Source organism: Helicobacter equorum, assembly GCF_900198655.1.
Taxonomy (GTDB): domain Bacteria; phylum Campylobacterota; class Campylobacteria; order Campylobacterales; family Helicobacteraceae; genus Helicobacter_F; species Helicobacter_F equorum.
Genome location: NZ_FZPO01000021.1, coordinates 1 through 25,225 on the forward strand (window position 1 = coordinate 1; position 25,225 = coordinate 25,225).

At 38.0% G+C, this 25,225-nt stretch carries 26 protein-coding genes; 5 read left to right on the forward strand and 21 right to left on the reverse strand.

Annotated features, from left to right (window positions below):
• The coding region (locus C6H22_RS04555) for an autotransporter outer membrane beta-barrel domain-containing protein (protein ID WP_158654619.1) at positions 1–1,116 on the forward strand (1,116 nt) is incomplete at its 5' end.
• A gap of 176 nt (positions 1,117–1,292) precedes the next feature.
• Here C6H22_RS04555 and C6H22_RS04560 read toward each other — a convergent pair.
• The 11 genes from C6H22_RS04560 to folK all read right to left on the reverse strand — a co-directional run bounded on the left by C6H22_RS04560 (position 1,293) and on the right by folK (position 11,116).
• On the reverse strand, positions 1,293–2,171 hold the full coding sequence (locus tag C6H22_RS04560; RefSeq protein ID WP_104694158.1) for a phosphate/phosphite/phosphonate ABC transporter substrate-binding protein: 879 nt from the start codon (positions 2,169–2,171) through the stop codon (positions 1,293–1,295).
• Between the two features lie 9 nt (positions 2,172–2,180).
• Complete coding sequence (locus tag C6H22_RS04565; protein ID WP_104694159.1) at positions 2,181–3,305, reverse strand: acyl-CoA dehydrogenase family protein; 1,125 nt, start codon at positions 3,303–3,305, stop codon at positions 2,181–2,183.
• Between the two features lie 115 nt (positions 3,306–3,420).
• On the reverse strand, positions 3,421–4,617 hold the full coding sequence (locus C6H22_RS04570; RefSeq protein WP_104694160.1) for a ferritin-like domain-containing protein: 1,197 nt from the start codon (positions 4,615–4,617) through the stop codon (positions 3,421–3,423).
• Positions 4,618–4,756: 139 nt separating this feature from the next.
• Positions 4,757–5,269 carry a pyridoxamine 5'-phosphate oxidase family protein gene (locus tag C6H22_RS04575; protein WP_104694161.1) on the reverse strand — a complete coding sequence of 171 codons (513 nt, stop codon included), beginning with the start codon at positions 5,267–5,269 and terminating at the stop codon, positions 4,757–4,759.
• 57 nt (positions 5,270–5,326) lie between these two features.
• Positions 5,327–6,148 (reverse strand): flagellar motor switch protein FliY, encoded by an 822-nt coding sequence (gene fliY / locus C6H22_RS04580; protein ID WP_104694162.1) that lies wholly within the window; start codon positions 6,146–6,148, stop codon positions 5,327–5,329.
• 8 nt (positions 6,149–6,156) lie between these two features.
• Positions 6,157–7,221 (reverse strand): flagellar motor switch protein FliM, encoded by a 1,065-nt coding sequence (gene fliM, locus C6H22_RS04585; RefSeq protein ID WP_104694163.1) that lies wholly within the window; start codon positions 7,219–7,221, stop codon positions 6,157–6,159.
• Positions 7,214–7,915 (reverse strand): RNA polymerase sigma factor FliA, encoded by a 702-nt coding sequence (locus C6H22_RS04590; protein ID WP_095627190.1) that lies wholly within the window; start codon positions 7,913–7,915, stop codon positions 7,214–7,216. Before C6H22_RS04590 ends, fliM begins: the two co-directional genes overlap by 8 nt.
• A gap of 33 nt (positions 7,916–7,948) precedes the next feature.
• Complete coding sequence (locus tag C6H22_RS04595) at positions 7,949–8,278, reverse strand: hypothetical protein (protein WP_104694164.1); 330 nt, start codon at positions 8,276–8,278, stop codon at positions 7,949–7,951.
• A gap of 10 nt (positions 8,279–8,288) precedes the next feature.
• A complete protein-coding gene (locus C6H22_RS04600) occupies positions 8,289–9,176 on the reverse strand; it encodes a P-loop NTPase (protein WP_104694165.1) in 888 nt (295 codons plus the stop codon).
• An 8-nt stretch (positions 9,177–9,184) separates the two neighbouring features.
• Positions 9,185–10,624, reverse strand: coding sequence for a flagellar biosynthesis protein FlhF (flhF, locus tag C6H22_RS04605; protein ID WP_104694166.1), 1,440 nt, complete (start codon positions 10,622–10,624; stop codon positions 9,185–9,187).
• A 9-nt stretch (positions 10,625–10,633) separates the two neighbouring features.
• The gene (folK, locus tag C6H22_RS04610; protein WP_104694167.1) at positions 10,634–11,116 is read right to left on the reverse strand and encodes a 2-amino-4-hydroxy-6-hydroxymethyldihydropteridine diphosphokinase; all 483 of its coding nucleotides are present in this window, start codon (positions 11,114–11,116) and stop codon (positions 10,634–10,636) included.
• Between the two features lie 73 nt (positions 11,117–11,189).
• Between folK and C6H22_RS04615 the strand changes: the two genes are divergently transcribed.
• Genes C6H22_RS04615 through carA form a run of 3 tightly spaced genes read left to right on the forward strand, consistent with a single transcriptional unit; the run spans position 11,190 to position 13,688 of the window.
• Positions 11,190–11,924 carry a protein-disulfide isomerase gene (locus C6H22_RS04615; protein WP_104694168.1) on the forward strand — a complete coding sequence of 245 codons (735 nt, stop codon included), beginning with the start codon at positions 11,190–11,192 and terminating at the stop codon, positions 11,922–11,924.
• Positions 11,925–11,979: 55 nt separating this feature from the next.
• On the forward strand, positions 11,980–12,531 hold the full coding sequence (locus C6H22_RS04620; RefSeq protein ID WP_104694169.1) for a DUF507 family protein: 552 nt from the start codon (positions 11,980–11,982) through the stop codon (positions 12,529–12,531).
• Positions 12,531–13,688, forward strand: a complete 1,158-nt coding sequence (carA, locus tag C6H22_RS04625; RefSeq protein ID WP_104694170.1) for a glutamine-hydrolyzing carbamoyl-phosphate synthase small subunit — start codon at positions 12,531–12,533, stop codon at positions 13,686–13,688. Before C6H22_RS04620 ends, carA begins: the two co-directional genes overlap by 1 nt.
• A gap of 42 nt (positions 13,689–13,730) precedes the next feature.
• On the opposite strand, the gene C6H22_RS04630 is transcribed toward carA, so the two are convergent.
• From C6H22_RS04630 to C6H22_RS04675, 10 genes are all read right to left on the reverse strand, one after another.
• Positions 13,731–15,068, reverse strand: coding sequence for an NTP/NDP exchange transporter (locus C6H22_RS04630; RefSeq protein ID WP_233707044.1), 1,338 nt, complete (start codon positions 15,066–15,068; stop codon positions 13,731–13,733).
• A gap of 45 nt (positions 15,069–15,113) precedes the next feature.
• Positions 15,114–16,127 (reverse strand): transglutaminase domain-containing protein, encoded by a 1,014-nt coding sequence (locus tag C6H22_RS04635; RefSeq protein WP_104694172.1) that lies wholly within the window; start codon positions 16,125–16,127, stop codon positions 15,114–15,116.
• A gap of 43 nt (positions 16,128–16,170) precedes the next feature.
• The gene (locus C6H22_RS04640; protein ID WP_104694173.1) at positions 16,171–17,628 is read right to left on the reverse strand and encodes a catalase; all 1,458 of its coding nucleotides are present in this window, start codon (positions 17,626–17,628) and stop codon (positions 16,171–16,173) included.
• Between the two features lie 156 nt (positions 17,629–17,784).
• The gene (locus C6H22_RS04645; RefSeq protein ID WP_104694174.1) at positions 17,785–18,777 is read right to left on the reverse strand and encodes a glycosyltransferase family 61 protein; all 993 of its coding nucleotides are present in this window, start codon (positions 18,775–18,777) and stop codon (positions 17,785–17,787) included.
• Between the two features lie 106 nt (positions 18,778–18,883).
• Positions 18,884–19,093, reverse strand: a complete 210-nt coding sequence (locus C6H22_RS04650; protein ID WP_104694175.1) for a hypothetical protein — start codon at positions 19,091–19,093, stop codon at positions 18,884–18,886.
• A 10-nt stretch (positions 19,094–19,103) separates the two neighbouring features.
• Positions 19,104–20,321 carry a metallophosphoesterase gene (locus tag C6H22_RS04655; RefSeq protein WP_104694176.1) on the reverse strand — a complete coding sequence of 406 codons (1,218 nt, stop codon included), beginning with the start codon at positions 20,319–20,321 and terminating at the stop codon, positions 19,104–19,106.
• A 62-nt stretch (positions 20,322–20,383) separates the two neighbouring features.
• Positions 20,384–21,151, reverse strand: a complete 768-nt coding sequence (locus C6H22_RS04660; RefSeq protein ID WP_104694177.1) for a 3'-5' exonuclease — start codon at positions 21,149–21,151, stop codon at positions 20,384–20,386.
• Positions 21,151–23,085 carry a methionine--tRNA ligase gene (metG, locus tag C6H22_RS04665; RefSeq protein ID WP_104694178.1) on the reverse strand — a complete coding sequence of 645 codons (1,935 nt, stop codon included), beginning with the start codon at positions 23,083–23,085 and terminating at the stop codon, positions 21,151–21,153. The genes C6H22_RS04660 and metG overlap by 1 nt, the downstream gene beginning before the upstream one ends.
• Positions 23,086–23,094: 9 nt before the next feature.
• Complete coding sequence (locus C6H22_RS04670) at positions 23,095–23,286, reverse strand: hypothetical protein (protein ID WP_104694179.1); 192 nt, start codon at positions 23,284–23,286, stop codon at positions 23,095–23,097.
• Between the two features lie 48 nt (positions 23,287–23,334).
• Positions 23,335–24,195 carry a class 1 fructose-bisphosphatase gene (locus C6H22_RS04675; RefSeq protein ID WP_104694180.1) on the reverse strand — a complete coding sequence of 287 codons (861 nt, stop codon included), beginning with the start codon at positions 24,193–24,195 and terminating at the stop codon, positions 23,335–23,337.
• 188 nt (positions 24,196–24,383) lie between these two features.
• Here C6H22_RS04675 and C6H22_RS04680 point away from each other — a divergent pair.
• A partial coding sequence (locus C6H22_RS04680; protein WP_158654620.1) for a class I tRNA ligase family protein occupies positions 24,384–25,225 on the forward strand: 842 nt, incomplete at its 3' end.

Consider the following 25,225-nt stretch of genomic DNA (forward strand, 5'->3'; position numbering starts at 1 on the left):
AATGCTGATATAACAAAAGCATTACAAAATGTAATGTCAGCCTCACATCTTTCAGGTGATAGTAAATCAGTTATAGTCCAGCTTGAAATACTAAATCCACAAGATTTTAATGATGCCCTAAATAGTATCAAAGATAGCCCGAGTGGCTCAAATGTTGATACGATTGATACTTTACAAAAAAGTCTTGGTCTTAAAAATATCTTGTTTTCACTTGATCCTTTTAGTGGTGTGGGTGGTTTCAATACAGCAAGCGCAATATTTGCTCCAACAGCAGCCATTGGTGATCAATATCTAGGCAAGATAGATGATATTTATATAAAAACCCAAACAAGCGGTGGAATGGCTTACCGCAATACAAATCATAATGATTATAAACAAAACATGTATATGCTTGATGTTCAAGGTAAAAGGAAGATTAGCGATAATGCTTTACTTGGTGGTTTTGTAGGGTTAGCTACTGCCAAAACCACAAAACACAATAGTCAAATCAACTCAAATATGTTCTCTCTTGGGGTTAGCTATAATCATGATCTTAATGTATTTGGATTATTGGCTTCAGCGAGTCTTGGAATGAGTTTTAATGATTCTAATAACAGAATCTTATATACTTTTGGGAGCGACACGAACGCAAATTATAAGCATTACTTTGCGAACTTTCAAGTAGGTGCTTATAAAAGTTTCGCGCTTACAAGAGACTACAGATTAATTCCTATTGTAATGATTGATTATAGTGTGATTTATCAAGATAGCTTTAAAGAAAGTGGTGCATTGGCAAAAAGCTATGATTCAAATACAATAGGCTATGCTCGTGGTTGGCTAGGAACAAACTTTAATCATAGATTAGAATTTTCTAACAACTGGCAATTAAGCACTACTCTTTTTGCATTTTATTGGATGAGGTTTAGTGATATTAGGATTAATCAAAGCTTGAGTTTTATAGAAGCAAGCGATCAAAAATTTACCAGTTCAAGTAGCGGTGAAAAGCAAGGTTTGTATGCAGGTATTGCACTAGAGGTTAAAAAAGCAAATGTATTTTTTAGAACAAGTTTTAGTGATGAAAAAACAAGTGCATACAATCAATTTGAGGTGATGCTAAGGGGTGGGATTAATTTCTAGTTTGATATAAATGTCAATGTAGCTTTTACCACGCCAATAAAGGACTTGAAACAAGTCCTGTTGCACGCAATAAATTCCTATCCAGAGCGCTTTGATAGCCTTGTTTCACTTCGTATCGCATTCTCCTTATAAAAATGCGTGTATCATAACGCAAGAGAATGCTAAATGCCCTATTCTTATAGATTGTTTGTTAGTAAGTTTTGCTCTTTCATAGCCTCATAAATTGCGTTGTATCCAGCAAGTTCTTGTTTGCCCACTTTCACCCACGCATTTAAGCCCTCCATTTGCATCATTTTTGTGATGAGAGGATCAGATTTTTTGTTATTTTGGCTAAGAAGCATAGCAGAAAATTGCTCCTTAGATTCACAATCCAAGCTAGGTAGCACACTAAAATTACAATGACAATATCCAGATGAAGCCCAAAAACTCTCTATTGTTGGGTATTCGCCCTGTGTTAAGATTCTAATCCAAGTGCTTGATCCTATACTTCCTGCATCAAGATCACCTTTTTTGATTGCCTCTAACACATCAAATTCGCTTGTTCCTGTGTCTCCATGTTTGCCAAGATCGCTGTTGTAGCGAATAAGTGCTATAGAATCTGCATTTTTACGCCCTTGTCTTGTAAATTCTGCATAAGATTCAAAAATTTCAATCCCTAAGCCAGAATCTTGTTGCAAGTGATAAATACTCATAATCGTAGCTTGTGCAGAATCCAAGCTCCCTACACCAAAGACCTTGCCCTTTAGATCGCTTAGAGTGCGGATAGAATCATTTTTACGACTGACAAAATGTGTCCTGAAGTCAATGTCGCTATCACGCATTATCAAGGCCTCTGCTGTATTCTTGGTTGCATAAAGGGTGCGAATCCACGCGACATTGGTATTCCAAGCTATATCAATATGCCCCTTAAGCAAAGAATCTACTTGTCGCTCATAATTGCTAAAAAGCACATAATCTAGTTTGCAACCAAATGTATTAGCATAATCTCTAATAATATCCCAGATTGGCACAACCTTTGGATCATAAGCCACTGCTCCTAAAAGTAATGTTTTCATATTCTCTCCTTATGCTGTAATCGCTGAACCTAGCCAGATTTTTAATACATCAAGGCTTGGCGCCATAACTTGTGAAGCAAATGCATCGCGGAAATATCGCTCAAGGGGTAAATGTTTGCTATAAGCCTTTCCTCCACCAAGTCGCATAGCAAGCGAAGCGATATCCATCACATTATGGATAACATGTATGCGACATGCAAACACTTTGGGTGCAAAATCACTTTCTTTAGCGTCAAAACTTCTTGCCGCCTCCATTGTCAAGCTTATACCACCTTGGACTTTCGTATAAATATCAGCCAAATGAATCTTAACTAACTCAATATCACTTAAGCTACTGCCAGTTGTATATTTTCTCTCCTTAGTATGTCCCAAAATACAACGATAAATCGCATCACCCAAACCACTATACACTGCACTAAGTCCAGTAATAAAATACATAATCAAAGCTCCAGAATGTGTCTCTCCATCGCCATCATTTCCTAGCAAAAACTTCTGTGACACGCGCACATCATTGTATTGTATTGGTTTAGAATTATTGCCACGCATACCAAGTCCATTCCAAGTGCCTTGCTCTGCGACAACTCCAGAAAGTCTAGAATCCACAAGCCAAGAATTGTATGTGCCTTGTTTACTACACGAATTTGTATATGTAAGATAAAAATCTGCATATTCTGCTGATGTTACAAAACTTTTGCGACCATTTAGGATTCTAAAATCCCCATCTTGCTTTTCTATAATATCAGGTGCGTCAAAATGTGTCCCAGACCCACTCTCGCTATAAGCAAGAGCAAAAAGTAACTCACCCTTTGCTACTCTTGGTAAAATATCCGCTTTTAGCTCTTTGCTCCCAAACATACTCACTGCATACACAGCGGTATTATGCATCATATAACAAAGCGCTGTTGTCGCGCAAAAACGCCCAAGTCCATAGCAAACTTGCACATGCTCTTTTGCACCTCCACCTAAGCCTCCGTATTCTTTTGGCACAAGCAAAGCAGTAAAACCCTCTTTTTTCAACGCATCAAAGCTCTCTTGTGGGAATCTTCCTTCTTCATCGGTTCTCTTGATATAAGGGGCGATATGTTTTTCCCCAAAATCTTGACATGAAGTCACAATAGTATCTAGTTGTAGCATTCTTAGCTCCTTAAATATAAAATCTTTTGTAAATCACACGGATTTCTAGGTATCATGAAGCTACCTTTTGAAAATCTTACCCACATATAGCCAAGCAAAACTTCCAAAAAATAACCTACATAAAATTTGGCGTGTGTGCCCTGCTCAAATCTCTTGCCAATTCTTCATCTATGCCACATTCTATAAGTCTTTTGGTGCGATTAGATTCCATTTTTTGTTTGAGATCTTCTACCGCCTCAAAGCCTTGTTTGATTTTGCTCACCTCATCACCCCCGCCAGCAAAAATAGCCAACGATTCTAAAAGTAGCGTAGATTCGGTGCTAAATTCATCAAGATAGTGTTTGCGTTTAAACACAATATCTTTTAAAAAGCTAATTTTAGCAGGGTTGTGTGTGAGGGCATTTTTGACATTATTAATCCCATAGGCGACATGCCTTTTTTCATCTTTGCACGCTAAGGAAAGGAGTTTTTTAGTAGGTTCATCTTGTGCAAAGTCTTCTAAGAATCTAAGCAAATCAATAAAAGTCCCTTCACCCATAGTATGCAATAAAAAACTCGATGCAAAATAATCACGTTCTCTAAAAAGAGTATATAAGCTTTGTTGTGTGGCTAGGGTAGAGTATTGCAATCCAAGTCCTGTGGCTTTTGCACGCTTGATAAAAGTCTCTATATGCCTTGCTTCATCACCAATAATACTAGAAAGCAACAAAGGCACTTCGTGAAAATAAGGAGAAATTTGTGGCAAAAATTTTGAAGGCACATACAATGCAGAGAGTTCATTTTCAACCAAATATGTCATAATTTGGGCAATACTAGTTTCCATAATCGGTGAAAAACGTGGAATCTCGCTCCAGCAGATATCGTGTGTGGCATTCCATTGCGCATTTTTAGAATCTTCATAAATTTTTGTGATATTTTCACTCCAAATAACTTCTTTGGCGCTAAGAGAAAAATAATAGTTTGGACTCCCAACTTGTGGCTTACTCCCTCTTGCACTTAAGCCAAACTCACTAGGCGCAATGGGGGCTAGATCATATGCCTCGCTACAATCTTTATGTGAAAAATCACAAAAACTCGTATTGGAACATTTTTTGAGATAATATGCAAAGCCCATGCTAAGGCTTTGTGTTTTGCAAAATGCTTCACCCTTAAATTTGCACCAAGCCCCAAGCTCTGCTGATAAATTACCATAATCACTCAAAATCTCAATCACATCGCCTCTTTCCATAAGAAGCAAGGCATTTTCTAAACGCATGAAAAAGAGCTTACCAAGCGGAATATCACCCATAATAATAGAATGTTTGTGTTGCATAGGATTCTTTTATTCTAAAATACAGCAGGATCTTTGTTAAAGAGACAGGAAGATTCTAGCTTGTTGGTCTCACACGGAAACTTTGAATATATGGTATAAAGACAATCCTTAGATTGTGCTAAATTGTGGAATATAGGGATCAATGCTGCGCTTTATGTGGCACGCCACCTTTAGCACCAATATGTGCAATCTCTCCATACTCATCTATATCATAAGCTTGTCCAAATCCCTTAACAAAACGTCCTTTTTGCAGATGTAACTTGAGAAGATGAAAATCTTGCATACCACGCACTACACAAACACCACCATCTTTCCCTACACGAGATTCAAAGCTATCATATACCGCATCAAAAAACGAATCTCTTGGCAAAAACTCTACATGCACATCATATGTTAGCCTCGTGCGTGCCAAAAGTATATTTGCCTTACTCTCATCTTCTATAAACATTACTTGGGCAGATTTTGGGTGCATTTGGAGATTCTTAAAATGTTTGGCTACCTCGCTAATATAAAGATAATAGCCACCCTTATAACGCAACAAAGGCGAATAACTAAGACAAGGTATAGAATCTTGTGAAAGCGTAGCAAGCACAACAGAATTAAAATTATCTCTAAAAGCTTCTATTTCCTTAAGTATTGCATGATTTTCCACTTTCTACTCTCCTAATATATGCTTTAATCTTGTTGCTATGCTTCACACAAATTTTGTTTATCCGCGTAATTGCTCCAAACGCTCACGCCTAGATCCTATATCAGTGATTTGAATCCCAAAGTTTCCATCCACGATCACCACTTCACCACGCGCTATGACTTTATCATCAACAAGAATCTCTAGCGGATCATTGGCAAGTTGATTAAGCTCAATAACACTTCCTATATCCATAGAGATGACATCTTTAAGTAGCATTCTCTTTTGCCCAATGCGCACCTTGACATTAAGGCGCACATCTAAAATCATATTGATATTTTTAAATTCAGTGGCTGAAAGTGCGTGTGCCTCTGGGGTATGTGCCTCTGTAGCTTGGGATTTAGGTTCAAAAAGCTCTACAAAAGATTCTGAAGCGAGTAGGACAAAATCTGCATTTAAAGAATCTAGCGTGAAATGAAAAATATATGCTTTTTGGAATCTACTTAGATCAGTGCTTTGCTCTACAAAATCTATTTGTGTGCATGTAAAACTTAGTTTTGGCAAATCTTTTTGTGATCCTATATTCGTAGCTATGGCACCAAAAACATTGGAGACAATCTCTTTGATAGCATCAAGATCATCACTACTTAGATCCTCTTTGCTCTCGCCATCGCCTCCCAACATCATATCAGCCAATACGCTACCCATAGCCGATGGAATCACCACTGCAAGCTCGCCACTACCATCACCGCCGACTTTAATATATGCTATGCCATATTTTGCAGGAAGCATATCAAGACTTACATTATTATCGCTTGTGTGCTCTACACTTGCACTCCGCCCCATTAATCCTTCAATAGTAGCGATTGTCTCTGTGATAACTAAATCAAGAAACTGCTTCATACGATCTCCTATTCGCTTTCTTCTTCTTCAAGATCAATAACTTTATTTTTACGCTGTGCTTCAAGCATTTCAAGCACTTCTTTAACATAATCTTTTTCTGTTTTGATAACTTCTTTAATACAGATTGTTTTGCGATAGCGTTGCAGACCTATGGTAGCAATATACTTTTCTCTCCCATCTATGCACACACGCACCTTATCATCTGCAACAGAATCAAGGCGCACAATATCCCCTACCTGCAAATCCAAAACTTCTCGCAATGTCAAGTCTGTCTCGCCAATAAATGCCGAAACAATAACATTTGCCCCAGCGACAAGTGCTTGAAGTTCTTTGTTACGAGATTTTTTAGAGCTTGTATCGCTAAGCATTAAATCTCTTGTCGCTAGGCGAGAAAGCACTGTTTCAAGAGCAATTACAGGGTAACAAATATTCATCATACCACTAGAATGCCCGATGATAATCTCCATAACTACCATAATCACAATCTCATTTTGTGCCACAATTTGCACGACATTTGGACTAGATTCTTTAGCATCAATGCTTGGAAAAATATCAGTAATCGAAGACCACGCCTCTTTGAGATTTTGCATCATTTGGCGCAAGATCGTATCAAGCAAATTTAACTCTATATCGCTAAATTCTCGCGCATTCTCGTATGGATCACCCTTGCCACCCAAAAGCCTATCAATCATAGGAAACGCGATACTAGGATTTATCTCTAGCACGCCACTTCCCTCTAGAGGCTTCATAGAAAAAACATTAAAGCTTGTAGGGCTTGGCAAGCTCATCAAAAATTCCCCATAAGTCATTTGATCCACACTATGGAGCTGAATCTCCACAATCGATCGCATAACAGCAGAAATCTGTGAAGAAAGGGACCGCGCCATTTTATCATGAATACTCTTAAATGCTCTAAGCTGCTCCTTACTAACACGATTTGGACGCTTAAAGTCATAAAGTGTTACTTGCTTTTGGTGGAGGACATCCTCTTTTTCTAAACTCTCGGCATCCCCACCATCATCGACAACTTCTAAGAGTGCGTCTATCTCTTCTTGACTTAGAATATCAGCCATTAGTTTCTCCTAGTGCAAGGCGTATCTTTTTGATCACTTCTTTTGCTATTTGTGAAATGCGAGATTCTGTAATACCCAAAACTTCACTAATTTCCTTGAGGCTTAATTCTTCGAAATAATACAGCTGGATAATCATTTGTTCTCTTTGGCTTAAATCTCTCAAGATTTTAGAGATAATTTCGATAAGTTCTTCTTGTTGCAAATCCTCTAAAATATTATCCCCAACAATAGCATTATATTGCTCATCAATTGGCACAAGTGCGTAAATATCACTCGCCACACGCGCTTCTTTGATTTTTGCTACCTCTTCATTAAGCACCTTAGCAAGATATTCATCGCTTGGTTCTTCTTGATATTGATTAAAATATTTAGAAACCTCAAGATCTATGCTTTTTACAAGTTTTCTATTGGATCGCGACAACACATCAAGAGATCGCAAATAATCCAACATAGCACCATTGACACGCGTTTTTGCAAAACCCCAAAACGAATCATTAATCGAGCTATCATAGCGTCTAGCAAGTTTCACAAGCTCTTCTGCGCCTATGGATACCAAATCCATTACATCAATTGAGCTTGGCAACCGCTCTTTTAGGCGAAACGCCATAGCTTTAACTGCCGGCAGATATTGTGTAGCAAGTTCATCTTGTGCATATTTGAGATTCTGATTATAGGCATTTGTTTGCTTTGGCATACTTGCTACCTTTTGTCCTTATATGTATATTCTTTAGGCATTAGCACCTTCTTCTTCTTGATCAGATTCTATACTTTTCAAAAACGCACGAATCTTTGCCACCTCGCGTTCCCTTTTGTCAAACTCTAAGCGATAGTATTCTAAGTTTTGTTCTAACTTGTCTTTTTTAACACTTGATCTACTAAAATCCAAAAACCAAAAATACAACGCGATAGATGCGGCAATGATGAGATAGATTCCAATGGTAGTGATGATTGTCCAAATTACTATAAATGACGGATCTTCAAACTTTACAATAGAAAAAGCAAGTCCTATGAAAAATCCCGAAACAATGCCAAAACTCATATAATTATCTGGCTTCATCACTCCCTACCTACAAATACCCCAACATTCTTTTGAAAAAAGAGCCTAATGCGCTTTGAGATTGTAAAAGCATATTTTGTTCCACAGAAAAGAGTTTCGATTCTAAAGCAAAAATCTGTTTTAGAATCTCATCAAGTTGAATCTTCGCCGACGAAAGAGGTTGGGCTTTGTAAAATAATTCCCTAGCTCGTGTGGCCTGAGAGATAACATTGCTTTGTGCCAAAAACCCCAAATAATGCAAGTGCAATGAGGGAATCTTTTCAAATGCCACATTCCGTATGCGTTCATACACTACCTTTGCTTCCTTAGCATTTTGTGCCATATTGATAATAAGCGCGATGTCATTTTTACTTTTGGCATTAAGCTTGATAGTGGCATATGCATCAGTAAGAGCAGAGGGATCGCGCATAGTTACCACAATTAGCATATCACTAGCATCTAAAAATTGCTGTGTTACACCGCCTATCCCAGCACCTGTATCAATAATCATATATTCTACAGAATCTAAGATATTACTTTCTTCCAAAAAGCGTTCTAAAACACCGGTATTTATGTATTTTAAAATTTCATCACCACTATCACCGGGAATAAGATATAATCCATTTTCAATCGTATGCACCACCTCATTAAATGAGACTTCCCCACGCAATGCATGTAAGATATTGTAGGGTGTTTTTACTCCAAAGATCAAATCAAGATTTGCTAAGCCTATGTCGGCATCAAAAATGGCAACTTTTTTGCCACTCTTCCATAATGCATATGCAAGATTGGCGCTTATGCTAGATTTTCCTACACCACCCTTACCACTAGTAACTGCAATAAAGCGTGTCGTGCTGTATTGCACCTTGGAATGCGATCGGACAAGATCTTGGAGGGCGCTAGCTTGATGAGTAGGCATACCAAATCCTAAAAGTTCTGTTTTTCTTGAGGTTTTCTAAAACCCTCTAATAAACAATCCACAAGATAATCGTTTGTTGCCACAAGTAAATCATTTGGCACACTTTGCCCTATGGAGAGATAACTTACAGGTTTTTTGGTCTCATAAATAAGCGAAAACATATTGCCAAAATTTCTACTCTCATCAAGTTTGCTAAAAATCAAAGTATCAAGCTCTAAACTTCCGCTAAATGCATTGTATGTATCACGCAAATCCTCATATTTGGCATTAAGCGCAAGGACAAGAGAGACATCGATTTTATAGTCATTGTTGATATAGTTTTTTAACGTTTCAAGCTTTTGCTTGTCGTGTTGGGAATGTCCGGCAGTATCGATAAGAATATAATCACAATGCCTTAGTGAATCTATAGCTTTGCCAAACTCATCTGGCTCTACCACCGTGTCAATACTTAGGCGCATCATACGCGCATATGCCATCAGCTGATCAACTGCGGCGAGTCGATATGTATCAAGTGTGATAATGCCCACCTTATGTCGCTTTTCCATCATCAAGGAATACCGCGCTGCAAGTTTAGCTAATGTCGTAGTTTTACCCACGCCTGTAGGACCAACAAACATCATAATGCGTTTTTGTCCTACCTGTAGATTCTCGCTACGACAATAAATCATCTTACGCAATACTTCACGAAAATATCGCTTAATTGTCGTGGAATTCTCTCGCATTCTTAGAGGCATTAATTCAATACTTAGGCGCATAATCATATCCAAATGCTCTTTATTCATGCCACTACCCTTAGCGATTCTATAAATCTCTGCAAACTCTTGAGGTATTTGTAGCCCTTCTGGTGCGCGCTCTTCCCAAAACATATTTTGGATAATTTTCATCTTGTCATTAATCTTATCAAGCTCTTGGCGAATCTCTTTAAGCTCACTGCGTTCAAGCTGGGCTTGATTAATGCGAACGCGTTGCATATCTTCAATTTTAGAATCTACATCTTTTGATGTGGGTGTTTGGGCGACATCCTTATAAGGATTAGCATTTGTAAGATTGCTAACAACTTTTTTGGGTGTCTGTGGTGGAGTGCTTGGGAGCTTTGTAGGGACATTGGCAATCTCTGAAATCTCGCGCACCGCATCACTTAATTGCAAACTCACCTCATCAAGCCCCTTATCTTTTTCCTCACGCTTTTTGGCAAGTTGTCTTTGCGCAATTTCCTCTAGTCTTTGTTGCACACTATTTTGCACGATATTTTGTGAATCTGTTGTGTTTTGAGTGGTTATATCCTCATCAATCATCACCGTCATTTCATACAAACCTGCTTGATTGAACGTTTTTTTGCGCACTTCTTTTGTCTCGACGACTTGAGCATCTTCTCCAAAACTATCTCGCGCCTTTTTCATCGCTTCTGCAGGAGTTTCTCCCATAAAAGTATGCAGTTTTTTTGCCATAACACCCCTTTAGTGAAACTTCATAAAACTCATCGGTATACACACACTCTCTCGGTTTTGCCAATGTGGATGCGGGATTGTAAGATAACCTCGCTTTAAAATCAATGTGTTAAAAAAAATTATGTCAATATCCATGATTCTTGGTGCATTTTTAAATGCGCGTTTTCTAGGGCGACCAAAGCGTCTTTCTAGGTAAAAGACTAGAGCATACAATTCTGTGAGAGTATATGCTACGTGCAAAAAAAGCGTGGCATTTATAAACGATGGTTGATGAATAAACCCAAAGGCTGGATTTTGTAAAAGTGGGCTAGATTCTATATGTGAGATATTGGGGTTTGCATGTAGCACTCTTATAAGATCTCTAAAGGCTCTAAGGGTTTGGGGCTGATTACCACCTATGCCCAAAAGCACTGCATTATGTCTGTTAGAATCTCGATGTGTTTTACTAAACATTTTTGGATACTGCCTATTCGCGCTTAGTGTGAGATTCAAGCCAAACCTTTTGTGATTATTTATAAAAAGCAAATACAATTATAAGGTAATTTTTTTTAAACAAGGATAGATCATGAAAGCTTTTTTTTTACTCTTTGTATGCCTAAGCATAGCCACAAGTGCAAGCTTTGAAAACAAGCTCACCGCACTTATTAAACAACGCACCTCCCAAGATGTCAAAGTCCTAAGTGTGCAAAACCTCAAAAGCTCTGAATCTCTAAAGCTTATTATCATGCAAACAGGCGACCTTAAAGTCCCATTATTTGCGACAAGCGATGCAAGTTTGATCTTTGGTGCAACAAATGTCTTTTTTTCTCAAGATCTCACAGATTCTGCTGATGTTGCAAACTTTATCAAACAAGCACAAGGCAGTAGCCAAAAAGTCGATAACAAAGAAATAGCAAAACTTTTCCAAACACTTAAGCCCCACGAGATGATTTCCCTAGAATCTACTAAACAATCCTCAAAAATTACCTACATAATAGCAGATCCAAACTGCCCATCATGCCAAAAAGAAATCCAAAATCTCCAAAAATATCTCAAAGAAAGCAATGTATATATTGTGCTTGTGGGATTCTTAGGTAAAGATTCTGCACTCAAATCCTCTATGTTGCGCCAACGCTTAGCAGAACAGCCCAATACACAAGCAAAGGTCGCCTTACTTCAAGAAGTCTTTAGACACGGATATGAATTACCCAAAAAATACGCAAATGATGATTTTAGCGACATTATGTCATTAAGTGAGCGTGTAAGTGCAGCAGGTATAAATTCTGTGCCTTATATTTACGAAAAACGCCAAGAACCTTAAAGCCTTTTTTACCTTATACACGCTACAATTATGAGAAAGAATGAAGGAGAGCACTATGCGATTAAAAGCCCAACACGCACCATATATAGCAAACAAAATCGGTTTAGATTTGGTGAATGCGAATTTTATAACACTCGAGGGCTCATTAGAATCGCTTAGTGCAATTGCTCTACAAGTCTTGCAAGAAAACATTCAAGCTGAACGCGCTATCGATGAAAAAGTGCGGGAGTTACTCGAAGAATACACAGATGAGATAGAAGTGTATCGAATGGATGAAGGCGATATGTTTAGAATGTTTAAACGCCAAATCGCACAAGATGAAAACTTCTCTCTTAGATGGGAAGAACGTTGCAGCGATCTCTCACACCACATTCTCACAAAACTTCTCAAAGAAGATGTGATTACATTTAAAGTATCTGATATCATCATCAAAAACATTATTCATAAATCTATCAACGAATATTCCAAAATCTATGAAAAAAGTGAAGAGGAAGTCCTCAAAAAACTTGAAAAATACAAAAAGAAGCTTGTATATGGAAGTGAAGAATATGAGATTGTCTTTGCTAAGTTGTATGAAGAAGAATTACGCAAAAGAGGGCTTGCCTAATGCTCGATACATCACCGCATCACGATCTTAAACCAATCTCTTTATGTTTTGAAAATGGCGTCTTTTTGCAAGCCAAAAGTTTTGGTGCAGAGGGTAGCGCAGTAGGCGAAGTAGTCTTTAATACCTCATTAAGTGGCTATGAAGAAATTATCACTGATCCAAGCTATGCAGGGCAGTTTATCACATTTAGTATGCCAGAAATTGGCATAGTGGGCGTGAATCCTCAAGATGAGGAATCTACCAAAACATTTTGCAAAGGCGTGATAGTCGCAAATTATAATGAATTTTACTCAAACTTCCGTGCTACGCAGTCTTTGGGAGATTTTCTCAAGGCTCAAAATATCATTGGAATCTGTGGTATTGACACACGCGCACTGATTAAAATGCTAACCAAACAAGGTTCAATGATGATGGTAGCTAGCACACATATCCACGATGCACAATCTTTAGCCACACAACTAGCCTCTGCACCACATATTCAAGACATTAACTACATCAAACAAGTTTCCACACCCACGCCATACACACACCAAGATTCTGTATTTAGCTTTGAAAGCTTGAGTTATGCTAAACCGCAATGGCATAAAAAAATCCTTGCCATAGACTTTGGTATAAAGCGTAATATCCTTAATGAATTAAGCGCAGCAGGGCTAGAGGTGGAAGTGATACCTTATACTTTTAGTGCCGATGAAGTATTAGAGAGATTTAAGCGTAAAGAAATAGGTGGCGTATTCCTCTCTAATGGACCAGGAGATCCTCTTGTGCTTAAAGATGAAATTGCACAAATACAAAAACTTACTAATGCAAATATTCCCATTTTTGGCATTTGTCTAGGGCATCAGCTTTTAGCTATCGCGCATGGCTTTGAAACGTTTAAATTAAAGTTTGGACACCATGGGGGTAATCACCCAGTCAAAAACCTCATCACGCAAGAAGTTGAAATCACTGCACAAAATCACAACTATTCTGTCCCAGATTCTATAGAATCTATTGCGCAAGTTACACACAGAAACCTTTTTGATGGAACGATTGAGGGACTTAGATACCACAATAAACCTATTTTCTCTGTCCAACACCACCCAGAAGCAAGTCCTGGACCAAAAGAAGCACGTAAGCTCTTTGCTGAATTTGCTAATATAGTACATGAAAGCTTGTAAGGTTTTCCATTTATATACATTAGAGATTGATGAAATGTAACTTCATTTTGAGACTTCTTTGGATTCTTTAAGAATAGTTTTTTGTGTCAAATTTAACTCTAGGGAATTATTCCTCTTGCCCAAATACAAGCCCAATAATCCCCACACAAAAGAAAACAATGCCCCTGCCAACAAGCTTATGTGTACGCTTATTTGAGTCAAAATCCCTTCTAATTGTGCAGAAAGTGCATCACCACCACGATACACAACCGTATCGAGGAAAATTTTGACCTTATATTTGACGTTAGAATCAAAAGGTACAAAAAGCATTTCTCTACCTGGCTTCACCAAAGCATATTCACCAATACGTCTAATACTCATAACAATCACCAAAGGTAAAAAAGCAGGATGCACAAAAATAAGCCAAATAAAACCAAAGCTAACGATAAATCCTAGGACAGAAAGCAGAAATTTTATACCAAAATATTGCGTAATTTTCGCTGTCAAAAAAACTTGGATAATAAAACTAGCAATTTGTACAATCAGGTCAATATAAGCGAACGCTTGTATCCTTTCCTCTCTTGTACTAAAGAGTTCTTTAACAATTCTAGCTTGTTCCATATATAAAAAAGTACTAACACTACTTAACAATACGATAAAAGCCACAAAGGCTAAAAGATAGGGTGATTTTACAATAAGCCCAAATGCCTCAAAAGGATTCTTAGCTCCAACAGGCTTAGAAAAATTTTTAGCAAAATCCTCTTGTTGAGTTTGGGGTAATAGATGCCTCGCTTCTTTGATGAGTAAAGATTTTAGCCCCAAAACTATAGATAAGAAGATAATAGAAAGACAAATATAGTGATTTTGACCCACAAAATTGATACCTACGCTCACTAAAAAAGCTCCACCGATACTACCTAAAGATGCACCAGCAGAGATAATTCCAAAAAGTCTATGACTAGAATCTTTTGTAAAAATATCAGTTAGCAAGCTCCAAGCACTTGAAATAACAAACATATTAAAAATAGAAACCCAAACATAAAAAATCCTACACAGCCAAACAAAACTTTGAGTATGAGGAGAAATATAAAACAAAGCAACATAAAACAAAACTAAATGAATAATAAAAAAGCCATAGATAACAACTAAATAATACTTTTTGGGTATCTTAGCGCTTAAAAACATGGCTAAAACAGAACTTAAAATGGTAGCAACCAAAGTTCCCAAAAATAACCATTTGAGTGAATCTTCTCCCCCCTCTAAGCCCAAAGAGTCTCTAATGGGACGCAATATGGCATAACTAGCAAAAACTAGAAAAATAAATAGGGTGCTATAAATTAAAAGCTTAAATTCTTCTTTTCTAATACTTAAAAGCTTAGATATATACTGATTTTTAAGCATCGACATTCTTTGAAAGAATACTAGGATATTAGTCCTAGTATAAGTTTAAACTAACGCTTCTGTTGTTTGAAAGTGAGACATGTCATAGCTACTTAGCTTGGTGCCATCAATTTCTCCATAGGCTTCTTGCAAGGTGCTTAATAAAATCCTCGAGTTGTCTAAAGTCACATCACGTGAAAAACTTAATAATGCCCAGTTATTATCCCATTGATCGAAAGCTACTTCCATAATTCGATTGAGGGGTTGATTTTGATGAAACAGATCGATAGCTAAAATAACATCATTAGGCACCCAATTTTTATCAATTTTCACGGCACTTCGTGTGTAGGTTTGTGGTGTACTTATAGGGTGTGTTTTTTCTCCATAACGACTTGCATCAAGTTTTAGTCCAAAAGCCTCTGTGGCAGGGATTCCAACAGATCTACACATAGCTACAAAAACAGAAGAGGCGCTGATATCTTCACCCCTCATAATCTCTTGTCCGTTGTTCTGCCTAATACTACGAATACCCTTTACACTTTCAGCATCATTAAAGGGGATGTGACTAACCACCCATTCAAAAATTTTACGTGCTTTATTAGAATCTGTATCTTTAAGAGATACCAAGGACTGGGCTATATCAGCTATAACACCATCTGTACGTATATATCTATCATTCGCAACACTATAGTCAAAATCTGGCACTGAAAGAGTATTTTTAGTCAAATAAGTGGCAAGATCGAAGCTAATTTTTAAATTCTTTTGTCCTGCACTGTCATCATCCCAAGTTGCATGAAGCATAGGTGTTTGCTGGTGACGTTCAAGAGTATATCGACTAAAATTTCCTGTTACATTAAGGTTATAGGGATTCTGAAAGGTATGAGGCATAGCTAACGGGGACCATAGGCTAATAACCTTAGCTGTATCAAATTGCATATTATGCTCAAAAGATAAACTAAAAGTTCTTGTTGCTAGTGTATTTTGTTTTGCCTCTACAAAATAACCACTCATCACGGCCAATCCCGCACCTACACCAACTCCCTTTAAAAAATTCCTTCTTGAAACAGATGTTTTATTCATAGATGTCCTTTAATAGGATACCTGCTTACACAGGTATCAAAATTTATTTAGTAAGCTTAAGAAGTTCTCTCACTCGTCTACCATAGGCTGGATCAGCTTTTGTAAAGTGCTGTAATTGCACATCAATGATCTTCTTATTGATACCCATCATGGTACCCGCAATTGTTTGACAAAGCCTTTCTTTCTCGGCTGCGGACATAAGACGATACAAATCTCCGGCTTGGGTGTAGTAATCATCATCGTCCTTTCGATAATCCCATTGCCCCAATTTTGTTTCCTCTTCAAAAACCTTAGGATCCAAAAGAGGCTCTTTTAGTTTCCAGTTGTCTTGATAGCCTGACAAGAGACTAGGATTATAATTTCGAGTGCTTCCATAATACCCATTAGTCATATAACCATCACGAACGGTGCTATGAACAGGAACTTTAGGAGCATTGATAGGTAACTGATGGTGATTAACACCTAAACGATAGCGATGAGTGTCGCCGTAGGCAAACAATCTACCTTGTAAAAGTCTATCAGGACTGTGTCCGATACCAGGAACAATAGCTGCGGGATTAAATGCAGCTTGTTCAACCTCAGCGAAAGTATTTTGTGGATTCTTATTCAAAGTCATAATACCCACCTCAATCAATGGATAATCTCTATGACTCCATACTTTTGTTACATCAAACGGATGAAACTTATACTTCTTTGCATCTGATTCTGGCATTACCTGAATAGAGAGCCTCCACTTAGGGTAATCTTTTCTTTCAATAGCTTCAAATAGGTCCTGTTGATGAGAATCCATATTTTGAGCACGCACCTTAGCCGCCTCATCATTTGTTAAGTTTTTAACACCTTGCAAAGTATGAAAATGGAACTTCACCCAAAATCTTTGATTTTTGTCATTAATTAAACTAAAGGTATGGCTACCATAACCATTCATGTGTCGATAACTAGCAGGTATTCCTCTATCCCCCATAAGATAAGTCACTTGATGTAATGACTCGGGAGTTTGACTCCAAAAATCCCACATCATTTCTGTATTTTGCATACCTGTTTTAGGATGGCGCTTTTGGCTATGAATAAAATCAGGAAACTTATAGGGATCTCTAATAAAAAAGATAGGTGTATTGTTACCTACTAAATCCCAATTCCCTTCTTCTGTGTAAAATTTCACCGCAAAACCCCTAGGATCTCTAACCGCATCAGCACTACCTTTCTCCGGTGCCACGGTTGAAAATCGGATAAACATAGGTGTCTTAGTGCCTTTTTTAAACACTTTCGCTTTCGTATATCTGCTAATATCTGCTGTTGCTTCAAAAATACCATGAGCTCCGCTACCATGAGCATGTACAACTCTTTCTGGGATTCTTTCTCTATCAAACGCTGCAAGTTTTTCTAAAAACCACACATCCTGTAACAACAAAGGTCCTCGAGGACCAACACTCGTTACATTCTGATTGTCACCCACTGGTCTACCAGTTGTAGTGGTTAATTGTACAAAACCTTTATCCATATCTCACTCCTTACAAAAAATTATTATGAGTGGATACTATATCAGAAAAATAATTTACATTAGTTAATATAAATTATTTTTTGATACGAAATTGTATGATTTACTCGAACCATACATGTGTGTAAAATCTTAGAAGTCATTATTTACTTAAATCATTCATACATGTTGCTCTACAATGCTCAAGGCTTGGCGAAGTTTTTGTGGCTCTATATAAGCATTCTCTTGCCCATGGTGCATTGAAGTATCGTGCGTCTCACCAACCATATACAAATACTTTTGATGCTTTAATAACACACACATTTGAGGTCCAAAATCATGATGATATTGAGGAAAAATCTCAAATACCACTGCATCGCTTGGTGCAAAAAGCACATTAGCCAATCCCGCTCCATGCATACTCGCAATAACTTTAGCTTCTTGCATAAGTGCTATTTGCTCTAAAAGGCTCAAGCCATCTGGCAAAATGATCTCATACCCATATTCTGCAAATATTACCTCTACTTCTTGTGGATTTTCAAAGTTACGATTAGAATTTTCTGGTCGTTTAAGAAAAATCTTGCGTGATGGATGGGATGAGGTAGTATCACAAGCAAGGCGTGTATAAAAATCTAAAATATTAAGTGGTAGTGAAAGTGCATGACTCCACAATATGCGATCACGATATTCCAAAAGCTCTACATCAGCGGTGAGCGTAGGCAATACTATGCGATCTGCACGTATAAGTCGATGTGGTTTAGGAGAGAGAATTTTGTCTGTTGGAATTTGCAAAAGTGCTGCCATTGCTTTTGCAAATGGTGTAGAAGTATCAAGAATATAATAATCTATCTCTACCTTACTCTCTAAAATCTGAAGCATACTTGAAACACTCTCCACGAGATAATGGTAATAATTAGAGCTTTGATGCATAATGGCAACTGCGCCATGTATATTATGAGTTTTAGCAGTAAAAAATTTCAACCACTTGTATATTTGTTTAAACACAAACAATGCACGACGTAGTGCATTTAGTCCTCGTGGTATGGCAAATTCATGTGGCATAGCAAATTCATGAGTAATATATGAAGTTTGTGAAATGAGTGTTTTTTTGGATTTTGTAATAAGAATTTCAGAGCTATCCGAGTAACAATACGCATCAGCAAAAACCCTCACCCTTAGAGGCGCTAAAGTGCGTGTATATGGACGAAAAAATCGATGATAACTGCCAAAAATATCACGAAAATGAAAATTAGCATACTGCTTTGAAGAATACTTGGTATTATCTATAGGATGTAAATCCCCCCCCCCCGAGAGTATTTACTAACTCATCCAATTCGGATGTATCTTTGTATGTATAGATTCCATTGCCACACATAAGGATATTTTTGCTAGGATATACTTCTATGTCTTGAATAATCTCTCCCTCTGCCTTAGCTTGTTCAAATGTCGTCGTCCTAGATTGTAAAACCTTACATAAAAATCGCAACATAATATACTCCTTATGATATAGATTTAGGTAAAAGTGTGAAGTGCGTGATTTCATTGACACTGCCCACGCGCATAGGTGCTCCCCAATACCCCGTGCCTTGATTAATGTATAGATAGCACTCCGCAAAGCCTGGCAGTTTTTTTAATCCCTTGGTATAGGGTTGCTGGAGTGAAACAAGGAGAGAAAATGGAAATATTTGTCCGCCATGTGTATGCCCACTAAGAATAAGGCGAATATTATCCACCAACTCCGGCTTTGTTGCAGAAATAGATTCTAAGTCATAGATAACCTTTGGTTGATGAGAGAGCAAAATCATAGGTGCAGCTGTGAGATTTGCTTCCTTAGCCTTATGCAATGTCTGGTACATATCCGGTTTAAGATCATGATACAAAAATGCCTCTCGCACTCCCACAAGATCAGCTATCCCTGCTATGATAAGTGGTGTATGATCGTGTGTGATCACATCTATATCATTAAGCAAGACCTTAAAACCCATTGCATGCATAGATTCTAAAATATTGTGTGCGTCATGAAAATATTCATGATTGCCCAACACATAATACACGCCATATTTTGCCTTGAGCTTAGAGAGTTCTGACACAGCATCTCGCACAATCTCTAAAGGAGAATCCACAATATCTCCTGTGAGAAATATCACATCTGGGTTGAGTGCATTTGTGCGATCTACAATATCACGCACACGCGTAGATTCAATTAAACCACCGATATGTATATCGCTAAGCTGCACAACCTCTAGTGGTGCGCTTAAACCATCTATTTCAAGAGTTAGGGACACAACTTGAGGCTTTTGTGTGCCTACAAAAATCCCATACGCTATCATAACAACACCCATAATACCCGCAATACGTTTCATATGGAATCTTATGCGTGTGCGTGTGCGCTTATGTTTTATCCACAAGATACCAAGAGAGCAAACTTGATACCAAAGTGTTACAACCAAAAAACTTAGCGCTACACCCATACACACCGAAAGTACGAGATAGAGGCTTTGGTTTGGCGGGGCTTTGTGAAGAAATGAAAAATATACTGCAGTGCCTATAAAATTACACCATACCACAACAAGCCAAAACCATCGAAAAAGCGTGCTACTTGCAAATGATTTAAACAATGCCTTATAAATATATAGATGAATAAGAGCAAAAAGACATACAGCAAAAAATGGAAAAAATGCATGTTGCATTTGAAATATACTAAGTGGTGCTTCCATAAAACCCCTTTTTTAATATCCTTATTGTAATACAAGCCCCCTTAAGGAAAGCAAATTCCTACCTAAGATAATAGTTTTCGTCCCCTTTTGCTAAAATCCAATAGATTCTGTATAGATTGTATCTCATTTGGTATATACATCATTGCAATTTTAAATACTTCAAGTGCGGTGAGTGCGTCTGCATAAGCACGATGAGAGATGGGAGTGTTGATCCCTAAAAATATATTTAAAAATCTTAAGGCATAGCGTGGAGAGAGGATTGTTTTACGCGCTAGATCGATAGTGCAAAGTTTTGGCAACAGCATAGGCACAATCTCATAGCGCAAAAAAGCTTGATTGAGAAAATTATAATCAAAGCTTACATTATGTGCAACAAAGACGCTATCACGCAAAAAATCCCTAAATTGTGTGAGAATCTCTTGAGGTTGTGGTGCTTTAGAGAGATCTTTTGTGTGTATGCCTGTAAGTTTTGTGATCTCCTCTGGCACATGCGGAGCAAACACAAAACTTTCAAAACAATCAATCACCTTGTCATTTTGGTATTTCACAGCACCAATTTCAATAATGTCGTGCTTTTCTATTTTTGCACCAGTTGTTTCGATATCCACAAAACAAAATACCGCCTCTTGTAAGCCCAAAGTCGCAGTGCTAAGCTCGATTGTATTTCCATTTTGCTTAAAAGGAAAATCATAAAGTTTTAAAATCTCTAATTGTGTCGCAATATCTAGGTATTCTCCACTCCCGCTCACATCGCGAAAAAACCTATCAAGAGATTCTATGCTTATAGAATCTTGACTAAGTTTTTGGAGGAGTTGGGCATACACTCTCATTAAGAAATCTTGCTTCCTGCCTTTTTTGCAACACTAAGAAGCGCTAAACCTTCATCATCGTGTGCGCTCAAAATCATACCCTCACTAAGAAGTTCCATAAGTTTCACAGGCTTGAGATTCGCAACCACACATACATGTTTGCCTACAAGCTCATCGGGATTGTAATATTTAGCGATTCCAGAGAGAATCTGTCGTGGCTTAGATTCACCCAAATCAATGAGAAATTGCAAAAGCTTTTCGCTCTTTGGCACTCTTTGGCACTCTAGCACAACACCTACACGCAAATCAAGCTTTTGAAAATCCTCTATGGCTATAGTTTGGAGAGTTTGTGTGCTAGGTGCAGTAGATGAATCCTTGGAATTATTTAGTGAGGAAATTTGTGCAGGATTTGGCTCTGACATCAGTGGCGATTCTATACGCGGAAAAAGCGGAGGGATAGGTTTTAGCGTGCTAGATTCTATAAATGCGTTTTGCACGACATAATTCTCAAAATTTTGTGAATCTATCGTGCATTGCAAGACAGAAGCTATGCTTTTGGCAGTTTTTGGCATTATGGGATACAAACACAAAGCGACCTTTAGCAAAATATTACTAATAAGCATCAGTAAAGCTTGGGTAGATTCACTCTTATCTTGCTTCATCATTTTCCATGGTTCATATGTGCTAATCACACTATTACCTAATCTCAAAAGTTGCCAAAGTTCCTCAAGAGCGATATGTGGTTGCATATCATTCATTGCAGTTTGAAACTTTTGGAGCAATGGAGCAATCTTTGCCACCTCTTGGGGATAAAATCGTTGTATGTCTGCACTAGAGATCGTAAGTTTGAAATATTTTTGTGCCATTCCTATGAGGCGGTTTAGGAGATTGCCTATATCATTACTCAAATCAGAATTAATACGCTCAATCAAGGCTCTTTGACTAAAATCTCCATCTTGCCCAAATGGTACTTCACGCAACAAGAAATATCGAAATGCTTCAATTCCGTAACTTTGTGCGACTTCTTTAGGATTTACAACATTTCCTATGCTTTTACTCATCTTGACACCATCGCGAGTCCACCAGCCGTGTGCGTAAATTTTGCGTGGCAATGGCAACTCAAGACTCATCAAAAATGCGGGCCAATACACCGCGTGAAAACGCAAAATATCCTTACCCACAATATGTGTCGCATCTTGCCACAAATCAAGACGCAATGCCTCTTTATAGCCTATTCCACTTATATAGCTTATGAGCGCATCAAGCCACACATACAAAATATGTTTATGGGTATTTTCAGAATCTATGCCTTCAGGCAATGGCACACCCCAACTAAAACCTGTGCGTGTGATAGAAAGATCTACAAGTCCAGATTCTACAAAGCGTATCACTTCATTGCGTTTGTGCTTTGGCATGATGACATCAGGGCATTGCTCATACCATTCCAAAAGCTTTTTTTCATATTTGGAGAGGGCAAAAAAATAGCTTTCTTCTTTTATCATAGTTGTTGGCTTTCCACAATCAGGGCATTTTTGATCGGTTACTTGGTGCTTAGTAAAATGGCTTTCACACGAGATACAATACCACCCCTCATATATGCCCTTATAAATATCTCCTTTTTTATACATCCTCTCAAACGCAGTTTGTGCGCTTTTGGCATGTGCAGAATCTGTGGTGCGTATAAACAAATCAAAATCAATGTCAAACTCCTCCCAAAGTGTTCGAAACTTTGCGCTAATAGAATCTGCATAAGCTTGGGGGGTTTGATTATGCGCTTTAGCGGACTGCTCAATCTTTTGTCCATGTTCATCGGTGCCAGTGAGCAAAAATACTTCTTCGCCTCGAAGTTGGCGATATTTTTTTAACATATCACAAACGATTGTTGTATATGCATGTCCAATGTGTGGCACATCATTGACATAATAGATTGGTGAAGTAATATAGCTTTTTTTCATACAATTCCTTTAGTTAAAATCAAAATTTCCCTCTTGTCCCTTATTCATACTTTCATACACTACCTTTACATAGGCTTTTCGCACCTCGCACTCTAAAAACAATGCACAAGGCATACATGAATTTAGGGCATGAGAAACTTGACATTCTTGAAGTTTTTTACTTTGGTCTTGGAGGTTTTTAACAAAAATATCTTCTTCCATGGCATATCCTTACATACATTTTGTTGGTATTCATATTCTCATATCACATTACACATTGGCAAGTTTATAAACTTCTAGAACCTGTATAATCTCCTCGCTACTTCCAAAAAAGCATTGTGTCGTATCGTGGATACACTCCACACCAAGCTCCAAAAGACGATTTTTACCATCGATAGCCTCACCACCTGCACGCTCATACACAAATGCCAATGGGAAAACCTCAAAAAGCTTGCGGAGTTTGCCATTTGGTGCATCTTGTGTCGCTGGATAGCTAAAAAGTCCGCCACCCTTGATAAGAATCTGATGTAAATCTGGTACCATACCTCCAGAATACCGCAATCTATAACCCTGCGCAAACAAAGAATCTACCAAAGCTTTATGATAAGTAGCCCAATATTGTTGTGTGCCACCTGGTGCATTAATCTTGCCTTTCTTGCCTAATTGTAGCACTCCTAGATTCTGCCACACACCATCGCAATAACGCCAATGATCCACTTGCGTATGCGCCAAAACAATCTCTAGCCTAGGTCCATACACGATATACCCACTTGCAAGAAGCTTGTTTGCCTCAAAGTGAGCATCATAGATTCCAAAAATCGTGCCTATACTTAGGTTGCTATCTACTAGCGAAGATCCATCGAGCGGATCGTATGCGACGAGTAATTGCCCACTAGATTGTGCCTTATGCACGGCTTCTTGTTTTTCTTCGCTACACACACCCTTGACACATTCAAGCGCTAAAAGTTTATCTTCGATAAGCTTATCGGCTTGGACATCGACTTGAAGTTGCGTATCTCCACTAGAATTTTGTGAAGCTAGATATTGTGTTGATGGGTTTTTCAAAAGCGTATCAATGGCAATTCCACAAGTTTTAAAAGTCTCAAACACAAGGGCTATACACGAATCCATTATCTCATCCTTCAAGCGAAATAGAGCACGATTCTAACACGCAAAAGCTTAAAAACTTTGCTGTTTTGACTAAGAAAATTTTAAGTCAAAGGAATACCAAGTCAAATACACCCAAATCATAAAAATTATAAACTTCTTAATACAAGTTTTGTTACAATGCGTGGCATTCTAACGCACGAGGTATAAGTATGGATTATAAAGATACACTAATTCTACCAAATACGGATTTCCCTATGCGTGGAAATCTCCCACAAAATGAACCACATGTCTATCAAAAATGGCGAGAAGACGGCGTATATACGCGTATGCGAGATCGCGCCACTTCAAAACAAAGCTTTACGCTCCATGATGGACCACCCTACGCAAATGGACATATCCACATCGGACACGCACTTAATAAGATTCTCAAAGATATTGTCATCAAACTACACTATTTTCAAGGACAAAAAATAGCCTATACACCGGGTTGGGACTGCCATGGGTTACCTATTGAGCAGAAAGTAGAGGAGAAAATCGGTAAAGAAAAAAAAGACACGCTGCCAAAAACACAAATTAGGGAGTTATGCCGAGAATGGGCGCGAGATTTTATTGAGATTCAAAGCAAAGAATTTCAAGATTTGGGTATTTTGGGTGATTTTACACATCCTTACAAAACTATGGATTTTGTCTTTGAGGCAGATATTTATCGCGCACTCTGTGAGATTGCAAAAAAGGGGTTATTGACCGAGCGTAGTAAGCCAGTATTTTGGAGTTGGGCAGCAAAAAGTGCGCTTGCTGAAGCAGAAGTTGAGTATCAAAACAAAGAGGATTATTCGATTTTTGTAGGGTTTGAACTCACGCAAGATTCATGCCAAAAGCTTGGCATTGTGCATGCCAAAGCTGTGATTTGGACGACAACACCTTGGACACTACCAGCAAATCAAGCAATTTGTCTCAATGCCAATGAGGAATATGTTATCACCACAGATCACTACATCATCGCCAAACCTCTTGTATCTAACCTCAAAGAACTTGGGATTACAAAAGGCGA

Coding starts and splice junctions, on each gene's coding strand:
- C6H22_RS04560 (WP_104694158.1), bottom strand. CDS start 2,171: ATGAAAACATTACTTTTAGGAGCAGTGGCTTATGATCCAAAGGTTGTG.
- C6H22_RS04565 (WP_104694159.1), bottom strand. CDS start 3,305: ATGCTACAACTAGATACTATTGTGACTTCATGTCAAGATTTTGGGGAA.
- C6H22_RS04570 (WP_104694160.1), bottom strand. CDS start 4,617: ATGCAACACAAACATTCTATTATTATGGGTGATATTCCGCTTGGTAAG.
- fliY (WP_104694162.1), bottom strand. CDS start 6,148: ATGAAGCAGTTTCTTGATTTAGTTATCACAGAGACAATCGCTACTATT.
- fliM (WP_104694163.1), bottom strand. CDS start 7,221: ATGGCTGATATTCTAAGTCAAGAAGAGATAGACGCACTCTTAGAAGTT.
- C6H22_RS04590 (WP_095627190.1), bottom strand. CDS start 7,915: ATGCCAAAGCAAACAAATGCCTATAATCAGAATCTCAAATATGCACAA.
- C6H22_RS04595 (WP_104694164.1), bottom strand. CDS start 8,278: ATGAAGCCAGATAATTATATGAGTTTTGGCATTGTTTCGGGATTTTTC.
- C6H22_RS04600 (WP_104694165.1), bottom strand. CDS start 9,176: ATGCCTACTCATCAAGCTAGCGCCCTCCAAGATCTTGTCCGATCGCAT.
- flhF (WP_104694166.1), bottom strand. CDS start 10,624: ATGGCAAAAAAACTGCATACTTTTATGGGAGAAACTCCTGCAGAAGCG.
- C6H22_RS04615 (WP_104694168.1), top strand. CDS start 11,190: ATGAAAGCTTTTTTTTTACTCTTTGTATGCCTAAGCATAGCCACAAGT.
- C6H22_RS04620 (WP_104694169.1), top strand. CDS start 11,980: ATGCGATTAAAAGCCCAACACGCACCATATATAGCAAACAAAATCGGT.
- carA (WP_104694170.1), top strand. CDS start 12,531: ATGCTCGATACATCACCGCATCACGATCTTAAACCAATCTCTTTATGT.
- C6H22_RS04630 (WP_233707044.1), bottom strand. CDS start 15,068: ATGCTTAAAAATCAGTATATATCTAAGCTTTTAAGTATTAGAAAAGAA.
- C6H22_RS04635 (WP_104694172.1), bottom strand. CDS start 16,127: ATGAATAAAACATCTGTTTCAAGAAGGAATTTTTTAAAGGGAGTTGGT.
- C6H22_RS04640 (WP_104694173.1), bottom strand. CDS start 17,628: ATGGATAAAGGTTTTGTACAATTAACCACTACAACTGGTAGACCAGTG.
- C6H22_RS04650 (WP_104694175.1), bottom strand. CDS start 19,093: ATGTTGCGATTTTTATGTAAGGTTTTACAATCTAGGACGACGACATTT.
- C6H22_RS04655 (WP_104694176.1), bottom strand. CDS start 20,321: ATGGAAGCACCACTTAGTATATTTCAAATGCAACATGCATTTTTTCCA.
- C6H22_RS04660 (WP_104694177.1), bottom strand. CDS start 21,151: ATGAGAGTGTATGCCCAACTCCTCCAAAAACTTAGTCAAGATTCTATA.
- metG (WP_104694178.1), bottom strand. CDS start 23,085: ATGAAAAAAAGCTATATTACTTCACCAATCTATTATGTCAATGATGTG.
- C6H22_RS04670 (WP_104694179.1), bottom strand. CDS start 23,286: ATGGAAGAAGATATTTTTGTTAAAAACCTCCAAGACCAAAGTAAAAAA.
- C6H22_RS04675 (WP_104694180.1), bottom strand. CDS start 24,195: ATGGATTCGTGTATAGCCCTTGTGTTTGAGACTTTTAAAACTTGTGGA.